28 protein-coding genes are annotated in these 25,915 nt (G+C 53.7%); 4 read left to right on the forward strand and 24 right to left on the reverse strand.

Annotated elements, in window-relative coordinates; genetic code table 11:
* Positions 1 to 217 precede the first annotated feature (217 nt).
* Both ABIB44_RS00935 and ABIB44_RS00940 read left to right on the forward strand, forming a co-directional pair.
* On the forward strand, positions 218 to 394 hold the full coding sequence (locus ABIB44_RS00935) for a hypothetical protein (RefSeq protein ID WP_354582740.1): 177 nt from the start codon (positions 218 to 220) through the stop codon (positions 392 to 394).
* 19 nt (positions 395 to 413) lie between these two features.
* Complete coding sequence (locus ABIB44_RS00940) at positions 414 to 1,910, forward strand: hypothetical protein (protein WP_354582741.1); 1,497 nt, start codon at positions 414 to 416, stop codon at positions 1,908 to 1,910.
* 398 nt (positions 1,911 to 2,308) lie between these two features.
* Here the strand turns inward: ABIB44_RS00940 and ABIB44_RS00945 are convergent, their stop codons facing one another.
* From ABIB44_RS00945 to ABIB44_RS00980, 8 genes are all read right to left on the reverse strand, one after another.
* Entirely contained in the window at positions 2,309 to 2,698 is a 390-nt protein-coding gene (locus ABIB44_RS00945) for a hypothetical protein (RefSeq protein WP_354582742.1), read from the reverse strand.
* 190 nt (positions 2,699 to 2,888) lie between these two features.
* A complete protein-coding gene (locus ABIB44_RS00950; protein WP_354582743.1) occupies positions 2,889 to 3,593 on the reverse strand; it encodes a hypothetical protein in 705 nt (234 codons plus the stop codon).
* Positions 3,594 to 3,925: 332 nt separating this feature from the next.
* Complete coding sequence (locus ABIB44_RS00955) at positions 3,926 to 4,300, reverse strand: hypothetical protein (protein WP_354582744.1); 375 nt, start codon at positions 4,298 to 4,300, stop codon at positions 3,926 to 3,928.
* Positions 4,301 to 4,418: 118 nt separating this feature from the next.
* On the reverse strand, positions 4,419 to 4,715 hold the full coding sequence (locus tag ABIB44_RS00960) for a hypothetical protein (protein WP_354582745.1): 297 nt from the start codon (positions 4,713 to 4,715) through the stop codon (positions 4,419 to 4,421).
* A gap of 60 nt (positions 4,716 to 4,775) precedes the next feature.
* Entirely contained in the window at positions 4,776 to 5,240 is a 465-nt protein-coding gene (locus ABIB44_RS00965; RefSeq protein ID WP_354582746.1) for a hypothetical protein, read from the reverse strand.
* Positions 5,241 to 5,771: 531 nt separating this feature from the next.
* Positions 5,772 to 6,230, reverse strand: coding sequence for an energy transducer TonB (locus ABIB44_RS00970; RefSeq protein WP_354582747.1), 459 nt, complete (start codon positions 6,228 to 6,230; stop codon positions 5,772 to 5,774).
* A 140-nt stretch (positions 6,231 to 6,370) separates the two neighbouring features.
* Positions 6,371 to 6,964, reverse strand: coding sequence for a hypothetical protein (locus ABIB44_RS00975; protein WP_354582748.1), 594 nt, complete (start codon positions 6,962 to 6,964; stop codon positions 6,371 to 6,373).
* Between the two features lie 540 nt (positions 6,965 to 7,504).
* Positions 7,505 to 8,251 carry a VRR-NUC domain-containing protein gene (locus ABIB44_RS00980; protein WP_354582749.1) on the reverse strand — a complete coding sequence of 249 codons (747 nt, stop codon included), beginning with the start codon at positions 8,249 to 8,251 and terminating at the stop codon, positions 7,505 to 7,507.
* Between the two features lie 157 nt (positions 8,252 to 8,408).
* Between ABIB44_RS00980 and ABIB44_RS00985 the strand changes: the two genes are divergently transcribed.
* Together ABIB44_RS00985 and ABIB44_RS00990 are read left to right on the forward strand one after the other, a co-directional pair.
* Positions 8,409 to 8,567: a hypothetical protein gene (locus ABIB44_RS00985; RefSeq protein WP_354582750.1), complete on the forward strand. Its 159-nt coding sequence runs from the start codon at positions 8,409 to 8,411 to the stop codon at positions 8,565 to 8,567.
* 27 nt (positions 8,568 to 8,594) lie between these two features.
* Positions 8,595 to 9,242, forward strand: a complete 648-nt coding sequence (locus ABIB44_RS00990; RefSeq protein WP_354582751.1) for a hypothetical protein — start codon at positions 8,595 to 8,597, stop codon at positions 9,240 to 9,242.
* A gap of 183 nt (positions 9,243 to 9,425) precedes the next feature.
* Here ABIB44_RS00990 and ABIB44_RS00995 read toward each other — a convergent pair whose 3' ends face one another.
* The 16 genes from ABIB44_RS00995 to ABIB44_RS01070 all read right to left on the reverse strand — a co-directional run bounded on the left by ABIB44_RS00995 (position 9,426) and on the right by ABIB44_RS01070 (position 25,881).
* Entirely contained in the window at positions 9,426 to 9,812 is a 387-nt protein-coding gene (locus tag ABIB44_RS00995; protein WP_354582752.1) for a hypothetical protein, read from the reverse strand.
* 4 nt (positions 9,813 to 9,816) lie between these two features.
* On the reverse strand, positions 9,817 to 10,320 hold the full coding sequence (locus tag ABIB44_RS01000; RefSeq protein WP_354582753.1) for a hypothetical protein: 504 nt from the start codon (positions 10,318 to 10,320) through the stop codon (positions 9,817 to 9,819).
* A gap of 264 nt (positions 10,321 to 10,584) precedes the next feature.
* Positions 10,585 to 13,584 (reverse strand): hypothetical protein, encoded by a 3,000-nt coding sequence (locus tag ABIB44_RS01005; RefSeq protein WP_354582754.1) that lies wholly within the window; start codon positions 13,582 to 13,584, stop codon positions 10,585 to 10,587.
* A gap of 124 nt (positions 13,585 to 13,708) precedes the next feature.
* Complete coding sequence (locus ABIB44_RS01010) at positions 13,709 to 17,416, reverse strand: hypothetical protein (RefSeq protein ID WP_354582755.1); 3,708 nt, start codon at positions 17,414 to 17,416, stop codon at positions 13,709 to 13,711.
* A gap of 111 nt (positions 17,417 to 17,527) precedes the next feature.
* Positions 17,528 to 20,521 (reverse strand): tape measure protein, encoded by a 2,994-nt coding sequence (locus ABIB44_RS01015; RefSeq protein WP_354582756.1) that lies wholly within the window; start codon positions 20,519 to 20,521, stop codon positions 17,528 to 17,530.
* Positions 20,522 to 20,538: 17 nt separating this feature from the next.
* Positions 20,539 to 20,823: a hypothetical protein gene (locus tag ABIB44_RS01020; protein ID WP_354582757.1), complete on the reverse strand. Its 285-nt coding sequence runs from the start codon at positions 20,821 to 20,823 to the stop codon at positions 20,539 to 20,541.
* Between the two features lie 68 nt (positions 20,824 to 20,891).
* Positions 20,892 to 21,248 carry a hypothetical protein gene (locus ABIB44_RS01025; RefSeq protein WP_354582758.1) on the reverse strand — a complete coding sequence of 119 codons (357 nt, stop codon included), beginning with the start codon at positions 21,246 to 21,248 and terminating at the stop codon, positions 20,892 to 20,894.
* Between the two features lie 35 nt (positions 21,249 to 21,283).
* Positions 21,284 to 21,607: a hypothetical protein gene (locus tag ABIB44_RS01030; RefSeq protein WP_354582759.1), complete on the reverse strand. Its 324-nt coding sequence runs from the start codon at positions 21,605 to 21,607 to the stop codon at positions 21,284 to 21,286.
* Between the two features lie 115 nt (positions 21,608 to 21,722).
* Positions 21,723 to 22,157 carry a tail completion protein gp17 gene (gene gp17, locus ABIB44_RS01035; RefSeq protein WP_354582760.1) on the reverse strand — a complete coding sequence of 145 codons (435 nt, stop codon included), beginning with the start codon at positions 22,155 to 22,157 and terminating at the stop codon, positions 21,723 to 21,725.
* 3 nt (positions 22,158 to 22,160) lie between these two features.
* A complete protein-coding gene (locus ABIB44_RS01040; RefSeq protein WP_354582761.1) occupies positions 22,161 to 22,511 on the reverse strand; it encodes an HK97-gp10 family putative phage morphogenesis protein in 351 nt (116 codons plus the stop codon).
* A complete protein-coding gene (locus ABIB44_RS01045; protein WP_354582762.1) occupies positions 22,495 to 22,821 on the reverse strand; it encodes a phage head closure protein in 327 nt (108 codons plus the stop codon). The genes ABIB44_RS01040 and ABIB44_RS01045 overlap by 17 nt, the downstream gene beginning before the upstream one ends.
* Before the next feature lie 2 nt (positions 22,822 to 22,823).
* The gene (locus ABIB44_RS01050; protein WP_354582763.1) at positions 22,824 to 23,321 is read right to left on the reverse strand and encodes a head-tail connector protein; all 498 of its coding nucleotides are present in this window, start codon (positions 23,319 to 23,321) and stop codon (positions 22,824 to 22,826) included.
* 116 nt (positions 23,322 to 23,437) lie between these two features.
* Positions 23,438 to 23,638 carry a hypothetical protein gene (locus ABIB44_RS01055; RefSeq protein ID WP_354582764.1) on the reverse strand — a complete coding sequence of 67 codons (201 nt, stop codon included), beginning with the start codon at positions 23,636 to 23,638 and terminating at the stop codon, positions 23,438 to 23,440.
* Positions 23,639 to 23,672: 34 nt separating this feature from the next.
* A complete protein-coding gene (locus ABIB44_RS01060) occupies positions 23,673 to 24,773 on the reverse strand; it encodes a phage major capsid protein (protein WP_354582765.1) in 1,101 nt (366 codons plus the stop codon).
* A gap of 15 nt (positions 24,774 to 24,788) precedes the next feature.
* Positions 24,789 to 25,529, reverse strand: coding sequence for an HK97 family phage prohead protease (locus tag ABIB44_RS01065; RefSeq protein ID WP_354582766.1), 741 nt, complete (start codon positions 25,527 to 25,529; stop codon positions 24,789 to 24,791).
* Positions 25,530 to 25,584: 55 nt separating this feature from the next.
* Positions 25,585 to 25,881: a hypothetical protein gene (locus tag ABIB44_RS01070; protein ID WP_354582767.1), complete on the reverse strand. Its 297-nt coding sequence runs from the start codon at positions 25,879 to 25,881 to the stop codon at positions 25,585 to 25,587.
* Between the last annotated feature and the right edge of the window lie 34 nt (positions 25,882 to 25,915).

Consider the following 25,915-nt stretch of genomic DNA (forward strand, 5'->3'; position numbering starts at 1 on the left):
GCCGGGCCCACGCTCAGGCTCCAGGGCCAAGGGATTGTACCGGCGCTGGCCTGCCGAGGGAGCATTCCTACCATATTGATTCCTCTTTTTGGTAATAGTGGAAAGTTGCAGCCCTGCGTGGAAATGTTGCAGCCATGATGGCCAAACAGAGGCCTAGTTAGGTGGTATATAACTCATCCATAGTGGATTACTAAAATTAGGAATCAATATCATAGGAATGAACCCACGACCAGCCCACCGCCCACCCCTCTACACCACCCCCGCAGTCAAGATTTCCTGTAGCATCCCCCAACTGCTGCACGAGCTGCTAAAAGGAGACGGCAACGTCTCCGCCACCCTCACGCGCATCATCGCTGCGCACTACAACATCGACCCTTATGTAAATGCCCGTTAAATACTACAAACCCTCGTGGATGAAACGTCTACCCGACGGCATCCACTGCTCGGCCTGGATACCGGGCAACTGTAGCAAAGAAGAAGTGTTGGCCGCCTTAGCGGGCCAATACCAAGACCTAGGCCTCGACATGTTGACTTACATCTCGAAGCGCTGGATGAACCACGAAAATGACCCGTGGGGAGATGCCAAAATGAAGGGCGGTTACGTGGCGCTGTACGGTGCCGACCTCAAGGCCAACTTCGGCAACCCATACAAGGCCGTCCTCGATGCGCTCATTGCCGCGAACATCCTTCAGGTGTGGAAGCTGCGCGACATCACGGGCCAGGAGGAGTTGAGCAACAGCGGCTCTTACAAGACCAAAAAGCACGACGGGGACTACGGCATTTCAAAGGCGTACCGCGTACGCCTCGACCTGCTGGGCGAGGGCACCAATGAATGGAAGCAAGAGCAATTTCTCGACATGAAGGCAATTTTCAACATCTGGCAGCGCGAAGACAGCAAGCGCAAAAAAGAGCTGGTGCAGGAGGCCCGGAGGCGAGTGCTGGAAATGTCCGACGCGGTTTGCCGCCAGTACGACCTGGTTCACGCGAAAAGCATCCTCGACGGCCTGTACAAAGCCCACAAGTACGCAGAAGGCGACGTGGTGGTGAACGGCAAGAAGCTGGTGACGGTGCTAGATGGCGTCGTGTACATCGACAACGTGACCGTGGGCCGCAAGTGGGTACAGCTGAATGGCATTGTCGAAATGCCGTGGCAGGGCAATTCTTGCGACCAGTTTGGGGAGCGTTTCCACGGCCCGTTTACCAACATGAACAGCGTGTTGCGCCCCGCTATTCGCATTGCCGGCGAGTCCTGCGTCAACATCGATATTCGGAACAGTCAGTTCGCGTTGCTGGCCTGCTTGATGACGGCCAACGTCCTGCCCATCCTTACCGAGAAAGCGCAGGACAATCCCACGCAGGTGGCCAATGCTATTGCCACGCTACAGGCGGCATACGTTGCTCACGAAGACGTGCGGTTGTTTTGCCAATACGCGCTGGCAGGCCAGCTCTACGCCTGGGTAGCCGGTGAGCTGGGAATCAGTGAGGCCGAAGCCAAGCAGTCGCTGTTCCGCTGCCTGTTCTCCGGCTCGAAAGAAGGACTGACGCTAAAAAAGAAGCTCCTGCCGCTGCTGCCGAATCTGGTGGCCGTGTGTGGCGAACTGAACGACGGCGAGCAGATGACCATCATCTGGAAGACAAAAAAGGCGGCAAGTGGCCGTTTGTACAGCCAGCAAGTATGCGAGAACAAGGAGAACATGCTGCCCTTCCTGATGCAGCGGTTGGAAGCCCGCATCCTGATTGACCGCGTAGCCGTCGAAGCAGTAGCCGACCCCAACGTGGGGGAATTCGTGACCATTCACGACTCTTTTATCTGCCGGCCGAAAGACCGGGCACGCATCAAGCAGCTGTTCTACGGCACCCTCGAAATGCTCGGCCTGCCCAAACTCGTTACCAAGGACGAAGGTCTTTAATCAGGCCCACCTTTTGACATGCACTAGATTAGAACGGCTCCAGGCGCTAACGCCTGGAGCCGTTTTTTGATATTACTTGTCCGCGAACTTGTAGCCAATGCCAAAAGAATACCAACTTTTGCCCTGGTAGAACCAGTCGTTCCTACTGGAAATCATCGCGTCCTTGCCCGCAAGTTGATGTTCGAGGTCATCAAGGACATGGGCTTGAACCTACCCCAGATTGGGGACTAGGTACAGAAGTAACACAGATAATGGTAGCATGGTGAGCTTGTACTGGGATGGTATTTCGTGAAAGTTTGCAAACTTTCACGAAATACCATCTCAATCGATACTCTAACCTGCTGCGCTTAACTGAAAATTGAAATCAAGTCTATCATGTGCAGCAATCCATTTTTTTATTACCAAAAAGTTTCTCGAGCAAGAGAATCCCAGTCCAACTCATTTAATTCCGTCAGAAGGTTATCATAAGTTAATAGGATGCGGTATTTGTTGTGAAATATGGTAACTGCTAATTCTGATGAGTCACCATCCGTTATACCGGAACTTAGCAACCAAAACGAGCTAAAATAAGGCGGTAAACGATTTTGCACTAAGTCAAAGTCATTTGAAATATTGCAGTAATAAGCTGTTGTGCGACCAAATATGTTTCTGCAAGAATCCAGAATTTCCTTGCTTATGGATTGATTAGGGCCATTTATTTCTAATGAATTCCAGTCAGGATGTGCATATGTTTCTCTACTGTATACCCCAGCAAGCTGTACTTCCCTACCTGTTTTTAAAATGGGCATATTATGAAAGATTAAATTCGTTTCGGTACTCTACTTCAAAATGAAGCATCGATGGTGGTTGTTAATGCCCGGTCCAACCCAGACCGCGCACGTCGCAAACTATTTGCTAGAGGACCGATATTTAAAACCAGCACGTCCGAGCATTATTGCCAAAGACTTCAACGGGTCTGCTCTGGCCTTAAGCGGGTCATTACGCTCTTTTTTTATCTTTAATTAGTGTATACAGCGCAAACACTTGGTCAAAATGGGCCTTGGGCAACTCTTTTTTCATTTCGTTTATCAAACCCTGTAGCTGGTTATTTACCTGCTTATAAAAGGGCACAGATTTGTTTTTAATTACCTGCCCACTACTGCCGAGTCCGGTTCTTATTACAAAAGCAAAGTTTTTTGGGTCGTACCCGAAAACGTGGGTGGTGCTTTTGAAAAGGGTTTTGCACTCGTAAATAAAGTTGTACTGGTGAGTATTTGCGGCCATGTGCTGGTCAAGCGTCTTGAATACTTTCACCATTGTGGCACACCGGTAGAGAGTAGATTGCCAATCAGCCAAATTACTAGGCTTAACAAATTTGACCTCACTAAATGTGGTAGTGCTTTGAGGCCATTCTTTTAATATTTCTTCCAGGCTGTCGAAGGGTTGGAACTCAAGAAATAGCTGCTGTCTCTTATAAGTTGGCCAATCTGCTTGTTTAATTCCTAGAGGTATCCCGATATTTATCCAATCCTGTTCGTCGAATATGGCATCAAGCCCAGGCGCTCCGTATGAAGAATGGGGTATGCCAGCCGCCTCATTGGCTGCTTTCCGCCTCTCTTCGGATTTATTGAGGGCTTCCATACGTCGAAACATCTCTAACCGCTCTTCAAACTCAGGTGTATTCGCAAATTCTGAAAAGTCCATTTATTAAATTGCTATTTATCGAAAGGTTCTTTCGCAGGTTACGAGCTGCGATTGTTTTTAAGGCCTCAAAGTAAGCAATAATCTGCACACGCATATCAAATCTGACACCCCACGAGTACCTGTTTGGTGAACTTGCTTTCAAAACCTAACTGTAACATACAGCAGACTGTACACTTCGGGACTGTGCTACCGACTCCGCTGCGGTGCTGCAAATCGACAAATACTGATGCTTTGAGAGGTGCCAGTTTCGATTTTGGTCATTTTTCTATTGCCAATTTCGATTGGAAAGAGCACAAAAAAGCCCACGCCTTCATTGACGTGGGCTTCTTGTTTTAGGCGGCCGTTGCTAGCCTGTCGGCCAACTCGTAAGCAAGCTGGGGCCGGTTGCCGTAGATGGCCAGAACGATGATGCTACCGAATACCTCGGCACAGAATAGGTCGATTACTCGGCTATGCAGCAGCATTGGCAACATGACGAGCGGGCCGCGTATTCGTCGGTAGGGCGAGCGACTGTACAAAAATCGGGTGTCGTCACGCTCAAGGCTGGCCATGAGCCGCGCTGCCTTGGTGTCGTCGGCCAATTCTTTTTCCAGGTGAAGCGGTTGGCCGACAACGAAATGGCTGCTACCAACCGTGGGCAGTTCCGGGGTGCGGCCGTCGAGAACGGCGGCCACGAAGGCATCGAAAAATGTGGTTTTGTGTATCATGGGCAAGGCGGTAGCCAATGCCGGCGCAGTATATTGCGCGGCTTTCGCTTCCTGATAGGGGTGAGGGTTATTAGAAGCCGCCGGTGTTAGCGCACTGGCGGCTTCGTTATTAAAAGGATTAGAGGCAGAGCACCAGCAGCGGTCCACGCAGCGGCTCGTCGTCTTCGCACGCATGGCCGGTGAGCGCCGTGAAAACTTCCATGCCGATGGGATTGACCCCGGCCACGCAGTCGAACACCGAGTAGAAAATGTAGTCTTTGCCGAAAGCAAGCACGTCCACTTTGCCGGGGTCGCACTCCAGCAGATTCGCGATGCGCTCGACGGGCATTAGCCGGTCGTAGCGGATGTTTTCAGAGAACTCGGCCGGCGTGAGCACCTGGGGCTCGGCCTTGGGCTTATAGAGGCAAATTGTCATTGGAGATTTGGTAGTACACAAAGAGCCCTTGCTTTTTGAAGGCAAGGGCTCATGCGTTGGTTAGGCTTCGGTCGTTTTTTGGGCGGCTTCTTCGGTAACTGCTTCGGTGGCCTCAGGCGCTTCGAGCTTCGCTTTCAACGCAGCATAAGCGGCCAAATCCTTCATCCGTTGGCGGTCAGCAGCCGTCGTGGCCAGCGACTTTAAGAAGGCGGTCATGTTGGCTTCTTGTGCTAAGCAGTCCAAGGCAGCTGCAATGAGTGTCTGATTGGAGACGTTGATTTTGCGCGTCTCCTTGATGTCAGCCTTAAGTGCGTTCATCCGAGTTAAATCTTCGGTATTCACCGCACTTTGGGAGTAATTTCGCTCACGCTTTGCTTTTTCAACTACCACTTCCTCGGTAGTATCGACAGCCTCAGCGACAGTCTCCGTTTGCTCTATTTCGGTTGGCTCAACCGTAGGGGCGGTGGTGATTTCAGCAGCAATTTCCGGTGCTGCGACTTGCTTGTTCTTTTTGGCATTTGCCATGGTTTTTGGTGCCAGCAGGGATGATTTGAACTGCTTGACTATGTCGAATATAGCGCGCTAGCAGCCCTGTTGGCACCTTTTAATCTTAATAATTTACAATTATTTTCAGTGAAAAATCCTAATCATTTCGGACTCCTGTATCGCATCCATTTTCGTGACCTAGCTACTAGTCAATCAGGAGAGCCCGGACGCAACTGGGGTCAGATTTGGCTAGTAAAACGACTTTGTATCCTTTCAAAAGGCCCACGAAAACCACTCGTCGTAACGGGTTTTTCAGAACCAGCTACCATTAATTATTTTTGTCCTTTAGCGCTACAAAAGCTAGGACTTTCTCCACAGCATGGCGTATAAACCTCACAAGGCCCGGCGATAGAAAGGCAAGTGTACAGATGAAATAAAGATTGGAGGTCAACGAAAACGCCCCAACCAATGCAACATTGGTTGGGGCGTTTTCGTGGGTTGGCTTTGGGTTATTAACAGAACCAAGTCAAACAAAATATTAAAAAATGCCTAGCAAGAACTGGGAATCCCTTAGTGGATGCGCCAAGCAATGGGCAGGGTGTAGTTAACATACACCGCTCGGCCTTCCTGCTTTCCAGGATTTAACTTAGGCAAGGTGCCAACCGCACGAATAGTGGCTTCATCCAAACCGGAGCCTAATCCTCTCACGACTCGAACAACAGTAATATCACCAAGCGGGTTAACAATGAAACTGACAAAAACTCGTCCCTCTACTTGGTTTCGTAGCGCTGTAGGTGGGTATTGGGCCGCCTTTTGAATAGCCGATACAATGGCAGCAGAACCACCACCATTTGGAAGCTCGGGCATTTGGTCTACCTCGGTATACACCTTTTCGGGTTCTGTCTGAAGTGTCGTAATTACTTGCGTCGTCTGCTCAACGGAGGCTGGCGTTGAAGCTGGAATCGTCTGGGCTAGGGAAGGAAGAGCGGAGAGTATAGAGCCTAATGATAAGGCGAGAAAAAGGCGCATGACAAAAAATGTTTATAAACAGAGAAATATGAGTAGATGGCTTCGAATGCGTTCAAATAATGAGGCTATGCCACAAAAGACCAATGTCTACAAGATGTAGTAAAACCATGAATTGGCTTGCCTCATTACTAGATGAAGCGCTATTTGTCTTTTTTGTAAAGCGGATGGATACCTTCATAATTGTTCATGTCTACCATCATATCCGTTTTAAATACTTGACCATCATAATGCATGCCTTTCTTTACTTTATAGATACTAATGGACATTCCGCCTTCTGAAACCATGGCCATCTCTAGGAATTGGTTAGCGCTTCTGCCGAATTTGCTCTCAACCTGCTCTACATCCATATCAATTAGGCGCTTTCGGGGTGTCCAGCGCCCTTTGTAGCCCTCTGAAACATAGTAGTCATCGTACTCCTTCTCAATTTTAATGGGGTCGTAAGTATGGTTGTTTTTGGGGTGAATGTCGTATTCACCCACAATATCACTTGATGATGCCGGCTCCTCCGCGTTGGCTTGTTCGTCTGCTGCGTTGATTTGCTCCGAAGTAAGTGTTTTAGCCCCATCCATTGAATCCAGAAGGGCAGTTGATTTGGCCACCATGCTACGCCCTTCAGCAAGAGTTGTGGCTGTGGAATCTGCTTTTGTCTGCTCAGTCGTTAATGACTTTTTCTTGTCAGTTGAACAACTCGTGAAAATAAGCGCTAAGCAAAAAAAGGTAATGTTTTTTTTCATGAAACAAGGGGTAGAGTGATTTAGGATTTTTGAAACTTGGCTGTAAGGTAAGCCATATTACGGGAAGGATTACAGGCCTCTGTGTGTAATGAAGTGAAATATTGGTTTTCAGTTCCAAGCTGTAGTACTTCAAAATTGTAACATCTTGTATACATCCCTTTTCTGCCCCTTTGGCTCCTTACCTACTGGCCTCTCTCCCTTGGTTTTTACGAATGTGAATGTACTGAAGGCTGTTGATTGAGACCTCGTACGTTTGCTGGGTAATGATGCCCTGAACACGAAGTTGATACAAATCTCTTGTCATAGCGTTGCGGAAATTGAGTTCGCGTTTTTGTCCCTTTGTCATGATTGCAGATAGGTTTAGGTGTGATTGAAACGAATTTAGCCAGTGGATATTTACGGTTCTTTTATGATTGCGCCAAAAAAAATAAAAGAGTGCAAGCAGCAAACTTTTTAAAAGACAGACCATATGGAGGTGTTGATTTCTTTATTGCGTTCCATAAGAAAGGCCCCCTCAGTTACTAACTGAGGGGGCCTTTCTCATTCAAGCGTAACCATGAGCGTCTGGAACTCGGCCAGCGTGTAACAGACACGATAAGTGTGCCCCAAACGCACACACGTGTCCCAGAACGAGGCTTGGGAATCCCGGAGAGTGTTTGTCTTGATTTTGAATTCGACCCATGTAGTGGAGCCGTTTGGCCCCATGATGCAGCAGTCCGAAATCCCAGCCACCACGCCCGATTTCAAGTGGTGCGCCCATGATTTGTGCGCCAGCTCCACGGGGATGCTGAACATGAGCAGGTCTGGTCGGACTTCCCGAAGGTGGTCCACGCAAACTGACTGAAGCTCAAATTCCGACCATTTTGATTCAGGGACCGTGGCCATATTGGCCAGTGAACGCGGAATATTGACTACTTCGGCGGGTACGAATTCCTCCAGCTCTTCTGAATAGATGCTGGCCGTTACCACGTTTTTATGGTCTGGGTGGCGCAGGTCCAACGCAGTCAAGGGTAGCAACTCAACTGTCAGGCCCAGATGGTCAACGACAGCGTAGGAGAGTGCGGCCTTGGCTTTGGTAGCGGCAAGGAAAAGCCCATCCCAAACGCCGACCTCAAAGGTGACGTGGAACGGGCGAACGGCAGCAACTTCCGTGGCGATGAGTTGCGTCTTGCCTTTGGCCGTCAGTAGCACGCCGTACTTATGGTTTTTGATGGTGGCACCGGAGATGGTGCGGCGCAGCAGATTCGTGAGGTTCTTTTTGGCAGTGGGAGAGGGTGCGGTGGACAAAAAGGTTGGTGGGCAATGCTTTGACTATTTATTGCATTCAAAGACAATTTATTGTTTGGTGGGATAGTACAACAATATGCTCGAAATGAACAGTGAAATAACGGCAAGGGCGTGCCCGGTATGCCATACATACTCTACAAAATAGCACCCCGCATTTATGAAAAAAGGCAACGTTACCCTAGCAGCTTCCAGGGAGAACCTACAACGGCTACAACTGCTTGCCGCCCAGCATTTGATTGACACGGGCGAGAAGCGCAACCTAGTGCAGATGCTGGACTTGGTAATCACCAGCTACTGCCTGACCAGCATCCGCTAAACAAAAAAACTGCGATGAACGAGAAAGATGACAACCACCACCAATATCACACTTTACACCGAAGACGAATTCCGGATTGACAAGAAACTACGAGCCGTCTGGTCCGCGATGTTCCAAAGATGTTACTCAGAAAACTGGGTTAACTACCCGTCGTACGGTGGCCGTGGCATCACGGTCTGCCCGGAGTGGGTAACCGATAAGACCGCCTTTGTGGCGTGGGCGTTGGCTAACGGCTACCGGGAGGGCCTAACATTGGATAGAATTGACAATGACGGCCATTACGAGCCGAGCAACTGCCGGTTCGTAAGCCGCAAACAACAGCAGCGCAACCGGCGCATAACGGTCTACGTGACGTACCAGGGCCGCACGTTGCCTGTGTCTGAACTGTTTGACGAACTTGGATTCGACGAGGCGACCAGTAATCGCATACAAAACCGCCTGTCGATTGGCTGGGATTTGGAAGCGGCACTACAAAAACCGAAAAGTACACTTCGCACCCACGAGAAGATTGCTTACGAAGGACGCTACTGGAGCCTCAAAAAGCTGGCCGACCACCTCAATTTAGATTATGCGGCGTACCGTCGGGCGGCAGGACGCATAAGCCTTGGATGGGAACCGTTGAAAGCACTGACGGAGCCGCGCTCTTATAACACAAAAAATGCTACTCTCAGTTAATGTTACTCCTGACTGCTTTCGCCATCAACTTTGTGCCCGCCTGGTACCTCAAGAAATACCTTGACCGACGCACAAACAACACACGTAGAACGAGGTATAAAGGTCTCGTTTATCAATTATCGGATGTGGTTATCCAGTAAGTGAAAAAGCCACCGTTCAATTCTGAACGGTGGCTTTTCCTCGTTAAATGGCTTCGGCGGCAGACGCTTCCTGGTCGGCCAGTTCCGTCTTGGTTTCCGTGACTGTGGCATTAGATGGCACTACGGGTACAACCGGCTCAACTGGCGCTTGCTCAGTTCCAGCCTGAACAAGTGCATTACCGGCACTATCGGCGGTTTTACGGGCGAAATAACCTTCTACTCCCTTGCTTACCTGGATGCCGATGGATGCAAAGATGATGATGAGCGCACCGCCCGTGTCCACACTGATGTGCCAAGCCGATGCAATGGCTGAGCCTACGAAGATTGCCAGCGCCGTGTAGAAGCCCGTGAACTTGAAGCTGTCCTTAGCCACGTAAAGCCCGGTTTTGGGGTCTTGCGTACAATCCGTCCAGAATTTGACAATTCCCATTTGATTACTTATTGCCGCGGTCTTTTAGCAGATAGAGCACCTGGTCGAACTGCCGGCTACTCTCACTCTTCATTTCGTTCATCTTACTGTCGATGGATTGAATGAGCGTACTCTGTACCTCTTGGCGGGTCTTGATGCCGTTCACCTCCACTATCAGCGTATCAACTTGGCTCATCTTGTTCTCTAGCGCCTGAAACCTGACGTTGTAAGTGTTTTCAACGTTCTGATTACGAATGTTATAGGTATCCATAATCTTTTCGCGTTCTAACTGGGAAGCCGTGTGCTTCAACGTATTGTTGTGGCATTCTTCCTCCAGTTTTTTCAGACGCTCGTTGGCCGCTTTGTCTTTCTCTTTTGACCGCCCGCTGACCAATTCGTACAATTTAATGAGCAAGCTGGCGGAGCCCCAGATGAAGATGACAATTTCACCGATAGACTGCGCCAAGACAGCAGGGGTGTTAGCGGTCGCCATCGCGGGTACGGCGGCAAGTAGAATGGTAAATAGCAAGGGTGGTAGGAACGGTCTTTTGGGCGGCAGCGCTACTATATTTATTCCGATTGGTGAGTCGATAAACAGCTAAAAATGTGGCGAGTCTTACTGGGTTTAATAATTGTACGGTTTCTGGTTGGTTAATATGGCACAAAGGATTTTGACTTTACTTACGAAATAAAGGAAATAGCCCTAGTATCCGTGGTCGCGCTGGTGGCTAAAGGCGCATTAACCAGACATAAGACTTAATAAAAAGACCGCCAATCAGCGGTCTTTTTATTGCTAAACAATTTTCACATTGTTCATGTATGTTTGATTGGAACCAGTCGTAATATTTAGGTCGTGACAACCAATTAGTGTGGTGTAATCACAGCCAGCCGCAATTGTGCAGCTGCTTGAGCTGATAATAGTGGTATACGATGCGCTACTTGTACAGTATGTGCTACCCATAATTACTCCCCACGTTTCTTGTCCGGCAGTACCGAGGGTGTTATTACGGCCACCCATGATACTAGTGCCATTACCCTGCGCTTTATTGATATAACCAGAGGCGACCAGAGAATAACCACCTGAAGCAATAGAGCTTTCACCAGCCAGTACCGCACTTTGGTAATTACTGGCGGTGTTACTCCATCCTTTTTTTACCAGCGTTCCAGTATTAGTACCAAGCTGATACACTGCATTATTGCTGACTTCACTGATGGCATCAACCACCGTGTTTTTATTATTGGTCGGAAGTAAATTCAGATTGCCAATCTTGCTAACGCTCGCCGCTGTGGCTTGTACTTCATTGATAGCCGACACCAAATTGCTTTGTGTGTTAGTATTCAGTAAAGCAGTGTTTCCGATGCGACTTGTATTACTGGCAACACTTGTTTGAAGATTGCCAATGTTACCATCTTGATTCATATCAGATGCTTGTAAGTCTTCAATCAAATATTGAAGGTTCGTATCAGCTGTATCAACATACGATTGACTTACACCACCACCACCGCTAACAGCAGCCGTAGATTGTATAGTACCATCAGGAAATTTAAATCCTCCTGATTTGCTTTCAACTATTAACTGTGTAACTAATCCTCCATCAGAATAAATAGTACCAGTATTGTCAATAGTTACACCTTTGCTAGTTCCATTAGATTCAAAACGCCAAAATGTCGCATAATTCCAAATGCCTTTGCAACTATCTTCTATGTTGAACACCAAATCAATATACCCGTTAGAACTACCACCGGGGTACATACCATCTCTACTCTTAGCAAATGATAAACCATCTAATCGGTATTCAGAAGCCTTTACAGTTCCAATTACATCTAGTTTTTGTGTTGGCGTAGTAGTACCGATACCTACGTTACCTTCAATGATAGCTCCGTTACTTGGTGCCAATAATCCAGCATAGTTTCCACCAACTGCCAAGTTTCCAACCACTGACAACTTGCTTCCCGGTTGGGAATTTTCACCACCGATAATAACCTTTGCTCCATTATTACCAATGGCTTGATTCAAGAAAGTCGTACCATCACCCGTAATAGCATCAAAGCGAGGCAAATCGTTACCGGTTACGTAGCGTAGCAATCCTTTCGTCGTGCTTCCAAAAGCTTCACTATCACCAAGCCATAGCTGGCGGTTGTTGGAACGGTTAACACCCGTTGCAATACGAATCCCTTCCGACGAATCATTGCCTTGGTAAACTTCAGCGCCATTGATAAGAATACCTTTTGGAATCAACCCTTTCTGATTGACTACCAATTGTTCAAACGTCTTTTTGCCAGCAATGACTTCATCACCCGTCTTGTGAACGGCGTTCAAATCATTACCAGTTGAAGCCGTAGTTTGAACGCTTCCATCACCGAACGTAAAACCATTATTAAACTGTGGTTTATCGTTAAAGTATTTGATACCATTTACGGCTTCATTACCACCTTTATGAACCACGTCGGAATTGTTCGGCTTGGCATCAATTTGGTTTTGAAGGTTAGTGTCCTTTGAGTCAACATAAGTGGTATCAGCCTTGTCAAGCAAACCATAATAAATGGTATCCTGCAAATTTGTAATTTGACTCCCAATAAAACCATCCTTTGTATCAACATAGGTTTTATCAGCCTTATCCATTAAAGCACCATTCACCGCATCAACGCTAGGTGCATCCGTAGCACTAGCCGGTGACATGCTATTCTGAACCGAAAAAGCACCACCACCAGACACCTGTAGCCAGTAAGCGTTTGTGAGCGTGGGCGCAACCACGCTGTTCTGAATATTCTGCTTTGCAGTGAACACCTTGCTTGCACTGGTGACGAATTGCCCCTTCTGGTAGGTGCCGGCTACCCAATCGGGTGCCAAGCTTACGATTGCGTCAACGCGACCGCTTAGTTCGTTGTAATTGTTGTAAACCGAAGTGTTCAGGTCCTCCACCCCCGTTTCAATGACGGTTACCCGGGCGGATAATGCCGCGTCATTGTATGGATTCTGAATGCTTGCGCCATCGCCAACAATTTCCCACACGTCAAGGTCCGGGAAGTTGTCGTAAGTGCCGGCCTGATTCACAAAGTCGCCGATGAGCAGGCTTTGCTTTGCCCGGTGGAGCTTGCGGTTGAATACTACTACTTCATCCTTTTTGTAGCTACCCGGCAGGAAGTCGCGAATGACGCTGCTACTGGCCCCGTTGATTTCGAGCCAGTTGGTGTCGGACAGGTCACCAGTCGGTGCCGGGATGAGGTTGTTGGGAAACGCACTCTTTACCAGTTCGACCTTCGCGATGAAGTAGCGAACCGAGCCGTTGAGGGCATACTTCACCGTGTCGCCGCTATCGTAGCGGGCCGTAAAGGGGCTGAAATCGTTGAGGCGCGACGTTTCGTCCTCCGCGCTGCCAACCTCTACCCAGCGGGCGGGCAAGCGCTGGCCGGTGAACGTGCCGGTCTTGTAAGCCATCAGCGAGCTGGTGGCATGATAGCGCAGGCGGTACTCACGGCTGGGCTGGGGGAACTCCACGAAGCAGATACAGCCCAGCGCCAGGAAGTCGGGATTCAGTTCGGTCAGGCACGTATCGTCAAACGCGCCTGGAACGGTGCGGTCGTAGAGGGTCACCGACTTGTAGAGCGATTTGGCGTTGTTCGCGCCGGGCAGGTTGTTTGCCACGGTTTGCACGACCGTCGACATGGACACCTTATAGTTTTGGTCGGGGCCGCTGGGGCTCTCGACTTCTAATACTTTATTGACCAAATCTGCCTCTTGCACAATGGCGGGCAGGTCTTTAATGCGAAACTTGTTAAGGGATACCGGCAAAGGGGGTAAAGGCGCTGTTTTGGGTCAGGCTTGGTGCCGCGACGTGGTATATATCCAGTTTTAGGAACGCGGAAAGGCACTGTCAGCCCAGCGGTGACAGTGCCTTTCCGCGTTCCGCTAGGCACTAGGGCGTTGCCACCCGGAAGCCCTCTGTACCGTTGTCAAAAGCGATACGGTAGCCGAGCCGGCCGTTCTTGGTGGCAATCCGGGCCTCGTCGGGCGTGGGTGGAAAGGCTCCACCATACGTGCCATCGGCTAGCTTGCGGGCCGTGATGTGGGCCGTGCCGTGCCGCTCGTCCTTGAAGCAGCTCAGCACAATGAACCGGCCGTCGATGTCCTCGGGCATGTCTAGCATCAGGCCGATGCGCAGGTACCCAATGCCTGGTCCGGCCACCTCGCCCGATACCTCAGTGGCCGGGGCCGCGCGCAGGGCCATCCGGTCCTGGGCCGCGTTGTCCAGCAAAGGGGCCGTGGCGGGGTAGTTAGGCCGCTTCCAGGCGGTGGTGGCCGTGAAATCTTCGAGTGATACCGCGTGCCGCCAAGCATATACGTCCATCTTCTTGGCTGGAAGCGGATTGCCCACCGCGTTTGGCAGCCGGGGCAGGTCGGCGTGGGCTAGCTCCACGTTGTCCAGCCGGATGCCCGTAATGACCGAGCTGTCGTTTTCCACCTCCACGAAATCCTCCTTCTGGTCGCTCCAGTCCACGAGGCCGGGCTGAATGCTAATGGCCACGTAGCTCAGCTTGAGCACGGTATCCACGCTAGCCGCGTCGGCGGCAACCGGGGCTATCACCCGCACCCGGACCGTTTTGCCGGGCAGGCCCAACGGCAGGTCAATGGTGTGTTCCTTCCATTTGTCCTTGGTCGAAACGGTTACCGGGAAGGGCTGGCCGTAGGGCGTGCCGTCACACACCACCTGAAAGTGGAGCGTGGCGGTCAGCTCGGCCGGGTTCTGCGTGGTGCGCTCCAACTGCGCTTTGAACTTGACGACCATGCCATCCTCATCCTGGCCCGGCAGGTGCGGCGCGGTGGGTGAAATCAGGTAGTTGTTAGGCGTGAGCGTCGTGCTAAAGTTTGAGAACTGCACGGCGTATTCCTTGGCCTTCTCGCCCTTTGAGCGCGTGACCGTGGGATTGCCCTGCACCGACCAATACAGCGGGGCCGTGTTGGCACCGTTCCATTGGGGGAAGTCGCCGTTGCGAAACAGGTTGGTTTCCTGCTTCAGGGCCACGGTAGCCTTAAGCAGCTGCGCGGCGGCAATGGTGGTCCGGTTCTGCGTGCTGTTAATCCAGTATAGCTCCCGGTCAGCCGTGGCAAACTGCGATTCCAGCACGCGCAACGGCGTAGCATTTCCAACAACGCCTGAATCCGTCAACTCCGCACCCGTAACGAGTCGGCCGGCCGGCGTGAACACGCGCACCGCAAACGGGTCGTGCACTTCGTTCAAGGCAATAATCTTCCAGCAGCCGTCGGCCTGGAAGAGCATCGCGTGAAACACTCGCAGAATAGCGTCAACCACCGTGCGGCAGTCAATGAGGTCCTCGTCGGCGATGACCTTGCCGTTCTTTTTATCGTAGGTGTTGCGGTTCACGTAGGCCTCCAAAAGGGGCTCGCCGTTCGCGGTCATGAGCCGGTCCCGCAGGTTGTTGCCGCTAATCAGGGGCAGGTTGACATCGCAAAAGCTGAGGCACTTGAGCAGGATGGAGAGCATCGACGTGCGGGCGGTCTGCCGCTCGCGCAGGTGGTTGATGAACTTGGTGCTTTTGAGCTGGCCCAGGCCGTCGGTGGCAAGTAGGGTGACCTTCTGGCCCGCGCCGAGCATGGCCTCCTGGTAGGTGGTGGCATCGATGTAGCCGCGGAATTGCAGCTTGCCGTCGCGGTAGTAGTCGACGCGGTGGTTGCGGTCGTCCTTGCTGGCCGTGTCCACGAACTGCTGGGCCACGCTGGTCAGCACCTCGAACTTGAGGTTGGCGCCCACCGCTTCAGGCAGGTAGCCGCCGGGGTCGCCGCCCGTGTCCCAGCTCAGCTCCAATGGGGAGCCGGTGCCGCACACGTCGGTTACTGTGCCAGACCAGTCCCGTTCCAGGATTTGAATTTCCAGCGCGTGCTCCCGGACGTCGTCGAACGTGAGTTTCCAGCGCACCCGGTGGCGGTCCTCAATGTCAAATTCAACGCTGGTATAGCGATTTTCGGCATCGTAAATGTCCACCACGAAGTGGCCGGCGGGCAGGTTCTCGTAGATGCCCGTGGTGTTGTCTTGCACGTAGCCGGCGCGTACGCCGTTGCGCAGGTGGAACCGAATGGGCAAAGCAGGGCTGGTGGCCAGGATGGCCACGCTGCCGTTCTCCTGCCCCGCGTTGTCGATGTCGTTTTTAATGAGGTCGATGACGCGCAGGTCGCCGAGCAGCGTTTCAACGGCTGGCGTGGTGTCGTCAAACAAGAGAAAATCATCCCCCTGCTGCGGTGCGGTGGGACCAGGCACCACCCGCAGCGAGCTGCTGCTGGTCGGCGCGTAGGCGGCATCAAGCGGGTCGTAAACGTGGTAGCGGACGCGCCGCACCTGCGCCCCCAGCGCGTATTGGTCGATGCTTTCCGTTTCAGGGATGGCGTAGTAAAACGGGTCGAAGTCGGTGATTTTATCCCAGTTGCTGTCGCTTGCCCCAGTTGGGGCGGGAATGCGGCCGCTGGGAAAATCCTTTGAGTTTAGCTGGCGCTGCGCTTTGTAGAAATCATTCCAGCCATAGCGGACAATTGCACCATTTTCGTAATAGTAGTATTCAAAAGATGCTGTAGTGGCTGGTGGTGAATAGAAATAGTCGTACTCCTGCGAAGTTCGGGTAAATAAAACCGCGTGAAATAACTTGCTCTTGCCGAACACCGGCAAAGCTTCCCAAAAGTTATTCGATTGGCCAAGAGAACCGGGAGTTGGTATTTTGCGGCTATTATTGACAAAATCGGCCGCGACTAAGTCGCTTTTGGCGCGGAAGTAATTGGTTATCGCTACAAGCCCAATTCGTTGCGTGTACTTTGCGATGTAGCCAGTCTTGTACTGTGGGGTGTACTCGTAAAAAGCCGGGTAATTAACTGGGATTGGTGCCACATCGTACCCCTGTTTCGTGGTCTTGTTCCAGGCGTAGCCGCTCACTTTCAAATCCGTAGCAAAGCCGGTGCTTGATGTCGCCACCGAACCAATCATTTGGTACTTGAACCAGTCAATGTCGGACGGCAGGCCAGGCGTACCAGTACCGGAAGCAGCACCAGCCGCTACTGTCACCGGAGCGGTGGGGATGTAACAATTGCCATTATCCTGAATCTGAATGGTGTAGATGCCCGCCCGCACGTTGGCGTATTCCACGATGTAGGTGGCGGGGATGGTGCCTGCGGAACTGTGAAGCGCCAGCGTGGTGGGGCTGCCGAGCTGGGGGTTGTAAACGGTGATAGGGGGATAGCTCGTGGTAATGTCCAGCCGAATGCTGCCATCAGTAGCCGTGGTGGAACTGGTGGGGGTGGAGGCAACGTAGGGCGCGCGCAGGTCGCAGGTGCCGTCGCATTGGGTGCTGGGCGTGTCGGTCTGGGCGTAATTGGTGAATTCAAAGCCAGAGGCGGTAATCACGCGCATCACGCCCGTGCCGTCGGGTGCTAAGGCGCAATACTGTTCCAATACGGTGCCTTGCGGGAGCGTAAAGGGTGAGCACGTAATGGCAGTAGTAAGCTCGTAGGAGATGGGGGTAACGCCGGTTTGCAGGAGGCCCGTGCTGTAGAATACTTCCCGCTTGGCGAAGGAATTATCTGGGTTGGTGACGCAATAGGCGTGTAAAAGGATTTTGGGCATTGCAAGGAGTAAGGTGTTCTTACATCTATCTATTCCATTGGCCCGGCTGGAAAATGGAAAGACCCACCGCGCATCTGGCGGTGGGTCTTTTGGCAGCTTAGGGTAAATGGATTAACGGGTGTTAGTCAACCGGTAAGAGTCGAGCTTCATCACCGAGCGAAGCGTGGCACCATCGGCCCGCAATTCAACGGGCTCAAATTTGACCGTAATGCTCACGTTTTGCTTGTCCTTACTGGACGCGCCAGAGCCGGGAGTAGCCGAAGCCGACGTTTGCGGCGTACTGGCCTTGCCGCTGCTGGGCGTAGCCGCTGAGCCTATGGCTGACACGATGGCACCGCCCAAGTAGAGCGCGCCACCCGCCGCTAGCTCTAGGCCGCCCGAGGCCACTAGCGCGGGGTTAAAAGTGGCGATGCCAAGGGCGACGTGGCCGGCACCCAACAGCAGGAGCTGCTTGCCGAAATCCTTCATGAATTGACCGACGATTCCCAGGGTCTTGCCAAAAATACCGGCCAGCCCATCCGTCAGGCTCATTTGGCCGGTGATGATGCCGCCGATGCCGTCCAGGATGACACTGGCGATTTCACCCAGACTGTTGCCGGCCTGCTGGGCGGCACCAGCATACACATCGGTCAAATCCAACTGGCCTTTTAAGCCCGCCACCGCGTCCTGGGCCTGCTTGATGAGTACGTCTGAGGCACCATCCCTTTGGAGGTCATGCACCGCGTCCTGGGACTTGCGAATTCGCTCTTCCAGGTCGGACTGGGCCTTGCCGCTGGCCAAGTCCCCAAAATTGGTGCTGGCCTTGCTGCCCGTGCCGCCGTTAAGGTTTTCCAGCAATTTGTCGGTATCAGCCTCGCGCTTGGCGGCGGCAGCGGCGGCTCGTGCTTTTTCCAGCTGGTCGGTCAACTCTTTGGCGTGTTGACGCTCGGCCAGCAGGTAGTCATCGTTCTCGCCCGCGCCTGCCTTCTTCAATGCTTCCACGCCGCGCAGCGAGTCGCTGAGCTGGGCCTCCAGTAGCTTTACGCGCTCCTTGCTCTCGTCGGCGTACTTACCCAGCGCGAGTACCTGCTCCCCGGTGGCGGCAATGCTGGCCTCGGTGTTCTCAAAGATGCCTTTGAGCTTGGCCGTTTCCTGGAACCGCTCACTGGCGATGGTAAGCAGCTGATATTCTTCCAGCGCCTTTTTGAACTGTGGGGAGTCTTCCACTTTGCCGGTTTTGTCCAGGCTCACCAACCTGTCAAGGTAGGTCTTGTACACCCGCGCCTTGGCCGCGCCTACGTCGAAGGTTTCGCCCTGTACCTTGAAATCAAGGTTCACCTGACGCAGCCCAGCCGCAAAATCCTGGTTGGCCTTGGCCAAATCGGACAATTCTTTCGCGGCCTTCTTAGCATCGGACTTGGAGCCCACGCCCAGTTCGTCAATGGCTTTGATGAGCGCTTGCTTCTTGGCCAGCTCAATGTTGATGGCCGCGATAGCGCCCTTTTCATCGTTCTTATCCAACGCATCTTTCTTCGCGTTAAGCTCTTTAATCTCCGCTTCGAGGTTCTCCTTGGAAATCTTGCGCCGCGCTGCCGCTGCCGCCGCTTCTTGTTGGGCGATGGCGGTTTGGTCGGCTTTATCCAGGATGGGTTTTAGGCCAATGGTCGTGCGGGCCTTGTTAACTTCGGCCAGTGCCTCCAACTGGGCCTTTTTGGTCTCGTTGATGCGGTCGGTTAACTCCTTGCGGAAAACAATGCCCGCGTCAGATTCGGCCGTGATTTTCAGGTCCGGCAACTGGATGCCCTGGCTGTTGAACTGCGGCTTGATGACGACGCGGGTCGTGTTCAACTTCTGCAGCTCCGCTTGCGCCTGGGTCACCCGCTTGGTGAGGTCGCCGTAATTGGCCGTGAGCGATGAAAGGGCATCCTTGGCTTTGCTGGCCGCGATGTTGTTCAACGCGGCCAGGTATTCCTTGGCTTTGACCGTGCTAATGGCCATCGCGTAGCCGTACTGGTCGGTCGCGGTGATGGCACCAGGGGTCACCTGGCCAATTTGCTTGATGGTCGTGCTCAGCTTCTGCTGTTCCTCGGCCGTGAGGCTGGTCTTCTTGCTTAGCTTGTCGTAGGTGTCGAGCAGGGGCGTGAGCTTCGTGGCGAGGCCGTCGGCGTTCTGGCTGGCTTCGCGGAACTCGTCGGTGGCCGACTTGCTGGTTGCCGCGAAATAGACCAGACCCGCCGCAAGGGCCACGACGGCAATGGTTACTGGGCTCAGCGAGGAAATGAGGGTGCCGCCAACGCCGGAAACGAGCTTGAACCCTTCGACAATCTTGGGTACCGCTACGCCAATCGTGCCCAGGGCAAGTAGGAGTGGGCCCGTGCTGGCTGCTACGCCCGCGAAGCCCAGCACCACCTTTTGCGAGGCGGGCGACAGGGACGCGAAGTCATCGGCGATGTGGGTTACCTGGCTGGAAATCTTGTCGGCCAGGTCTTCCAGGCCAATGCTTTTGGCTACGGAGTCACCCAGTTTCGCCAGCGCCAGCGTGCCCGCCTTGGCCAGCGATGCCGAGATGGCCTGCGCGTCTACTGTGCCGTAGAGTTTCTTAAGTGCCTCTGCCGCGATGGGCGCGGCCTCAATGATGGGGCGTAAATCCTGCGTGAGCACCTTGCCCTTGCCCGAGAGCTGGGTGAGCTGGGTAATGACGCGGTCTAGCTCCGTCTTACCGCCCCCGGTGGTTGCCAGCGCGTTGCCAAAGGCCAGCAGCGTCTTGCGGGCCTGCTCGGCGCTGATGCCCACGGCTTGCAGCCGGATGGAGCCTTGCTCGGCCTCTTTTAGGCCCAGGCCGGGCAGCTTGGCTACCTCCTGCACCTTTTTTAGCTCCTCGCCCACGTCGCCCGCGCCCTTGTAAACGGCGGCGAACCCTTTTTCCAGGGCTTGAATGTCGCCGGCGACCTTGATGCTGGCACCCCCCAGCAGCAGGAGGGGAGCCGTCACGTATTTGGTGAGGTCGCCGCCCGCGTCTTTCGCGGACGAGGACAAGCGGCCGAGGCCCTTTTCGGCCTGCTTTATTCCGTATTCGAAGTCGTCAATTTGGCAATCAATCGCAACCTTCAGGTATTCTAAATCCACGCATCATCCAGCGATTTTTACAGCCGTCCGCGGCTCTGCATCATCTCGTAAAAGGCGAGGTCGGCTGCCAGCTTGGCGTTGGCTTCCCCTTCCAAATCATCGGTGGGCAGGGTGATGTATTTCCTGTAATCCACCGGCTTCTCGTTCATGTTGTTGTAGACTTCAGCGGCCACGCGGCGGGTCCGGTCCCAGTGGTGCCATTGCCGTTGGTTGTAGCCGTTGACGCGGCGTTGGTACTCGCTCCACGTCATTTTCCAGAAGTCCTTGGCGCGTATCCCAACCTCGCCGCAGGCATAATCCAAAAGAGCGCACCAGCTACCAGCGTAGTCGTCTGGTGCTGGTGCGCTCGGGTTGGTTGTGTCCGCGGTGACTACGCGTCCGACTTTTTTGGCGTGTCGCGCCGCATTTCCGCCATGACGACGAACAGCTTGGCTACTTCATCGCCACCGGCAGCATCGGCCCAGAAGGTTACTTCGTCGGCATCAAAATCGATGGGCTCTTTCTTGAACTTGGCGTAGGCCACCAACGCCGAATACAGCAGGTCACAGACGAATACGTTGTTCTCCATGCTGTTCGAGAAGTTGAACTTGTTCATTTCTTCGAAGTATTCACCCAGCTTGATGCCGCGCACGTCGCAGAAAACCTTGCTTTGGTAAGTGCCGATGTGGAACCCGCGCTCCTGGCCGTTCAGCAGCATGCTGCCGAAGCCTCTCTCTTTAATTTCCATCAGGTGATAAAGGGGGGATTATCTATCCGACGGGATTAAGCGCCGAGCAGCAGGGGCTCCGCGCCCACGAGGTTGGCCGTCCAGGTAACAGCGCCCGAGCCTGTGGGGACCGAAATGTCTACGTTGCTCAGGTAAGCCTTCGAGGTGAAGACGTAGCCGTCCACGCCGCCCAGCTCATACTCTACCTCCACGAGGGTTTTCTCGCGCAGCTTGGTGTACATCTCGCGCAGGGTGACGTTGGTTGCCACTTCCGCAGTAGGGAACGTGCGCACAATAGCGCTAAGCGAGCCGTCCCAGGACTCCATGCCGGGAACCTGCTTCTTGAAGCCGCCGGTAGCCGAGCATACGACGTCGGTCATTTCGACCTTGGTGGAAAACGACGCGCTCTGAGCGCAGCCGAAGGTTTTTCCGCCGATTTTGATTACAACATTCGTTGCGAGGATTTCACTAGCCAAAGTAGTAGGGTGGCACTTTTTATTTGTCTTGGTAGACTTTCATCTTCACGGTTATATATCGCAGAACCTCAACCGTTTTCTGGTTGTAACGCGCCAGCTTGCGGGTCTGGGCAATGGTAATGGGGTGCATCTGAAAGCCGTTGGTAAGGGGCAGCAACTGCCCGTCAAGCGCGGCCAGGACTTGGCCTTGAATGTCGAGGGCCGGCAGGTCAGAAACCTGGCCAGCGACCGGGAATTCGGTCAAAACCGTGAGTTGAAACACGCTTTCCCAGTGCCGACATGCCATGCTGCCGTTTTCAGGTACCGTGGATACTTGGCTCAGTACGATATAGGGCGCCAAGGCTTCGGTGGGCACGTAGGCGTAGACCGGCACCGGAGCGCCAGTCAAGGCGAGGCCAGCAGTGCTTAAGGTTTGGTAAAGCGCGGTTTGGAGAACGGAATCGGCACTATTCACGCGTTAAAGGTTGAATTTTAGAGCCTGTTTCAGGTTGGCAAGGAAGGCCGCCTTGTTCTGGTGGTAGGAAGGATATAGAAAGGGCTGGGGCGCATTTCGGCCGCTGCCCAGTTCCACCCATTTGGCGTAATCGACCCCTACTGTGACGTTGCCGGAGAGCCGACCGCTGCGGTTGGCGTGGATGCTGTCACGCAACCGGCCGGAGTCGACGGGGGCTAGGCCTTTCGCGTCAGCTTCCATCTGTTCGAGCGAGGCCACGACGGCTGTCTGTACTCGTTGAGGGGCGTTGCTGGCGTAGGCTCGCAGCTTGCCCAGCAGGCTTTCAGCACCCAGCAGCTTAGTCGTTATCGCCATGCCCGTAGAAGTAGATTTCGGTGTTTCGCTCGTCGCCCCGGATGCTGGTGATGCTGATGGAATGGTCGTTCCACGCCATGCGGTCACTGCTGCTTAAGCTGCTGATGAAGCGGATGGTGACTTTGTAGGGCTGCCGGTAGCTGATTTTACCGTCAATCAAATCCTCCTTGGCTTGCAGCACCTGGACCCGTGCCCAAAGCGTCATACCAGTTTCACTACTGGTCGCCACCCAGCCGCCCGCGCCGTCGGAAATGGTTGCGCCGGGGGTGTAGAAGGTTACCCGCTCCCGAAATTTTGCGCCGTTGCTCATGATTAAGACAGCACCCGGTAAGGGGCCAGCAGCGTTTTCGCGGTTACCCCCATCTCACGGTGGCTACCGTAGAACTCACGGTTTTCATACAACTCTGCCGCAATCTTGGCAATGGCCACCTTCACGGCAGCCGGCACGTCGGCGGGGTCAACCGTTACCGCGTAGGTCACGGTGTAAGCCGGCAGGTCGAAGTAATCGATAGGATAGTCTCGGTTGACCGTAAATCCCTTCACGTATTCGGCAAACCAACTCGTGCCAACTGGAATGTCAAGCACGCTGGTGTAAAAGCCACTGACAGCAACTACCGCAGCGACAGGCACGTCGAATACTTCGTTGATGCGAAACGTCTTGGCCGTCAGCTGACTAATAAAGTAAGTGTTGCAGTAGGTTTCGGCAAGCTCACGAGCGGCCGAGATGAATACTTCCAGCACGTTGTCTTCCAGACCGGAATCAATACGACAATACTGCTTTAGGAAGGCAATGTCAATGGGTTCGTTCATAACGTATTTATGGCACTGTCTCAGGCGGAATCCGGCCGTTTTGAAAAGCCGAAGGGGGCGCAACCCACAGCTTGCGCTAAAAGGCTGGCCCCCCAAGGGTTTTCGTGTAAATAGTCTTACTTGCTGGCTACCGCCACTTTGGCCGGTTTCCCGGTGCGGGTAGCGAAGTTGGCGACCGGTTTCGCGGGCTGTTCGGGCTTGGCGGCTTCCACCAACCCAAGCGCTTCCAGTTCCGGAACCAAGTGGCCGTCAATCTCGACGGTAGCACCTTCTACCCACAAGCGGCCCTGTAGGTAGAAGGTGGTTTTAACGTTCATCTTCATGCGTTATCAAGTTGCGCTAAGCCGGAGCTTAGGTGAGTGCGATTTTAGCAGCGGCAAACGTGCCCTTCACGAACGCCGACGGACGTACCACGGCCTGGATGAGGCGCTCCTCGATGCGGACGGTCACCTTGTTGGTCACGAAGTCGTCCTCGTTCTGGTTGCTGATGGCCACGTTGAGGTCTTGTACCATGAAGGTGTTCACGCCCATGTCGAACGCGCCCACCAGGAACTCGCCCTCGTTGATGGCATCAACCTCCAGGATGGTTACCCGCGAGATGGACGACGGCGTGCTGCCGAAGATGGCAGGCAGGATATAGCGGCCCTCGTTGTCTTTGGTCAGCTCCATCTCGGCCACGTTGGTGGGGTTCATGAGGATGGCGTTGGCGCGGTACTGGCTCTTGCGAACCTGGGCGATGGCCGCACGCAGCACGTCGTAGTCCTGGGCATTAGTCACCTTTAGCGTGCCGGCATCAAAGGGCGTGGCCAAAGGCATGATGCCTTGCAGGTTGCCGCTGGTGCCGGTGCCGTAGAGCAGCTGCATATCCTCCTCGATGAGGGTCAGCTCCACGCCACGGTTCTCGAAAGACTGGGCCAGCGCGGGGGCGTCAGCCAACAGCTCGTCCGATAGCTTGTAGTAACCCGCAATCTTGGCCGCGTTGGCCGTCACCGGCACCGTCTGGAACTGGTACTGAGGCTTCTTAGCGCCTTCCAGCGTGATGCCGGGAGCGCCAACAACGGCCACTTCACGGTCATACTTGTACACCGGCGACTTAAGGCGGCCGATGTTCATGAAGTCCCGCAGGTGGGTCAGACGGCTCGGCGTCATCACGGCCGAACCGGTAGCGATGAGCACTTGGCTGGCACCGATGGTACCGGCGGTGAGCATGTCCGCGCCGGCCTTTACCTCAATGTTCACGCGGTTGCCCGAGGTGAACGCGGCCAGTTCAGCCGACTTAGTTTCTAGTGCGGCAACAGCAGCACTCTTGCGCTCGGCCGAGGTGGCCGAAGCAGCGTTCTTCACTTCCGTGCGCAGCGCATCAACGGATGCCTGGACGGTTGCCATGTCGTTCTTAACGGCGTCTACCGAGTTCTTAACCTCCGTAGCGATGGATTCTGCTGTAATTTCCACTTAATCATAAGGGCACTATTTTGAGTAAGCCGCCCAGAAACGGGCGGGCCACTGTGATGCGATTTCAACCGCTTGCTTGACTTCCGGCTCGTCGGCCGCAGGTAGAGTGGTGGGCGTTTCCGCCTCCGGCTCGTCGGTCTTTTCGAGTGGTTTGTCCTCCAATAGGTCCAGTATCGCGGACTTCAATTCAATCTGTTTCTCTTCCAAATACAGGTAGGTCTCGTCGGCCAGCTGGCCCGTGCGCAGCGCTTTCTGTAGCACCGCCTCCTGCTCCAGCAGCTGCTGCACAGCGGCCTTGATGCCGAGCACCTTGGCATCAGGGTTGCTGGCGAACGTCACGGTGGAGATTTCCACCAACTGCAATTCCTGTAGGGTGCGCCCGCCGTGGTTGTTGGGGGCGTACTTGTGCGTCTTGTATCCAATGGAGTTCTGCGTGAGCACCTTATCGTTGATGAGCGTCAGGCAGTCGCGGCCAAGCTGGGTGTCGCTGACCAGGCTGATGGCTTTCAGGCCGTAGCCGTCCTCTTCTAGGCTCTGGGTTAGGCCGACTGCCAGCTTGGGGTCGTGGTGCATTAGGTAAGGCACCTCACCCTTGGTTTCGGCAATGGTCTTGGCGAAGCTGCCGGATTGGATGGTGTCGCGGTGGGAGTCCATCGAGTCGAAGGCCGCGCCGTAAAGCACAACGCGCCGGCCCGTGGTATCCACGTCCATCACTTTGCCCGCCAGGGCATCCTTGTATTCTATCTGCTTGCTCATCTGTAACCTATATACTGAGCTTCATAAGCCCGTTTCTGGCCGCTTCGTAGCGGTGCTAGGCAGCGGGTGCAGCTGGTGTAATTGGTGCAGCATTGGGCACTTCCAGCGCAGTCGGCGTGGGCGCTTCTTTCAGGTCCTTCACCACTTTCGCGCTCCGGGTCAGGATGTAGACGTCCTCGCCAATCGGCTTCTCCAGGCCCAGCATGTCAATCTTCTGGTGCACGCTCAGGTAGTCGGCCGTAGCCAGCGCCGTCAGCAGCGGGACTAGGTTGGGCTTCAGCGGTTCCACGCCGTTGGTGTCAATCCGAATCTGGAATTTGTTGTCGCTCAGCCGGTGGTTCAAAGAATCCATCAGCTCCCAGAGCAGCGGCAAGACACAATCCGAG

Origin of the sequence: Hymenobacter sp. UYCo722 (assembly GCF_040547115.1) — a bacterium.
Taxonomy (GTDB): Bacteria; Bacteroidota; Bacteroidia; order Cytophagales; family Hymenobacteraceae; genus Hymenobacter.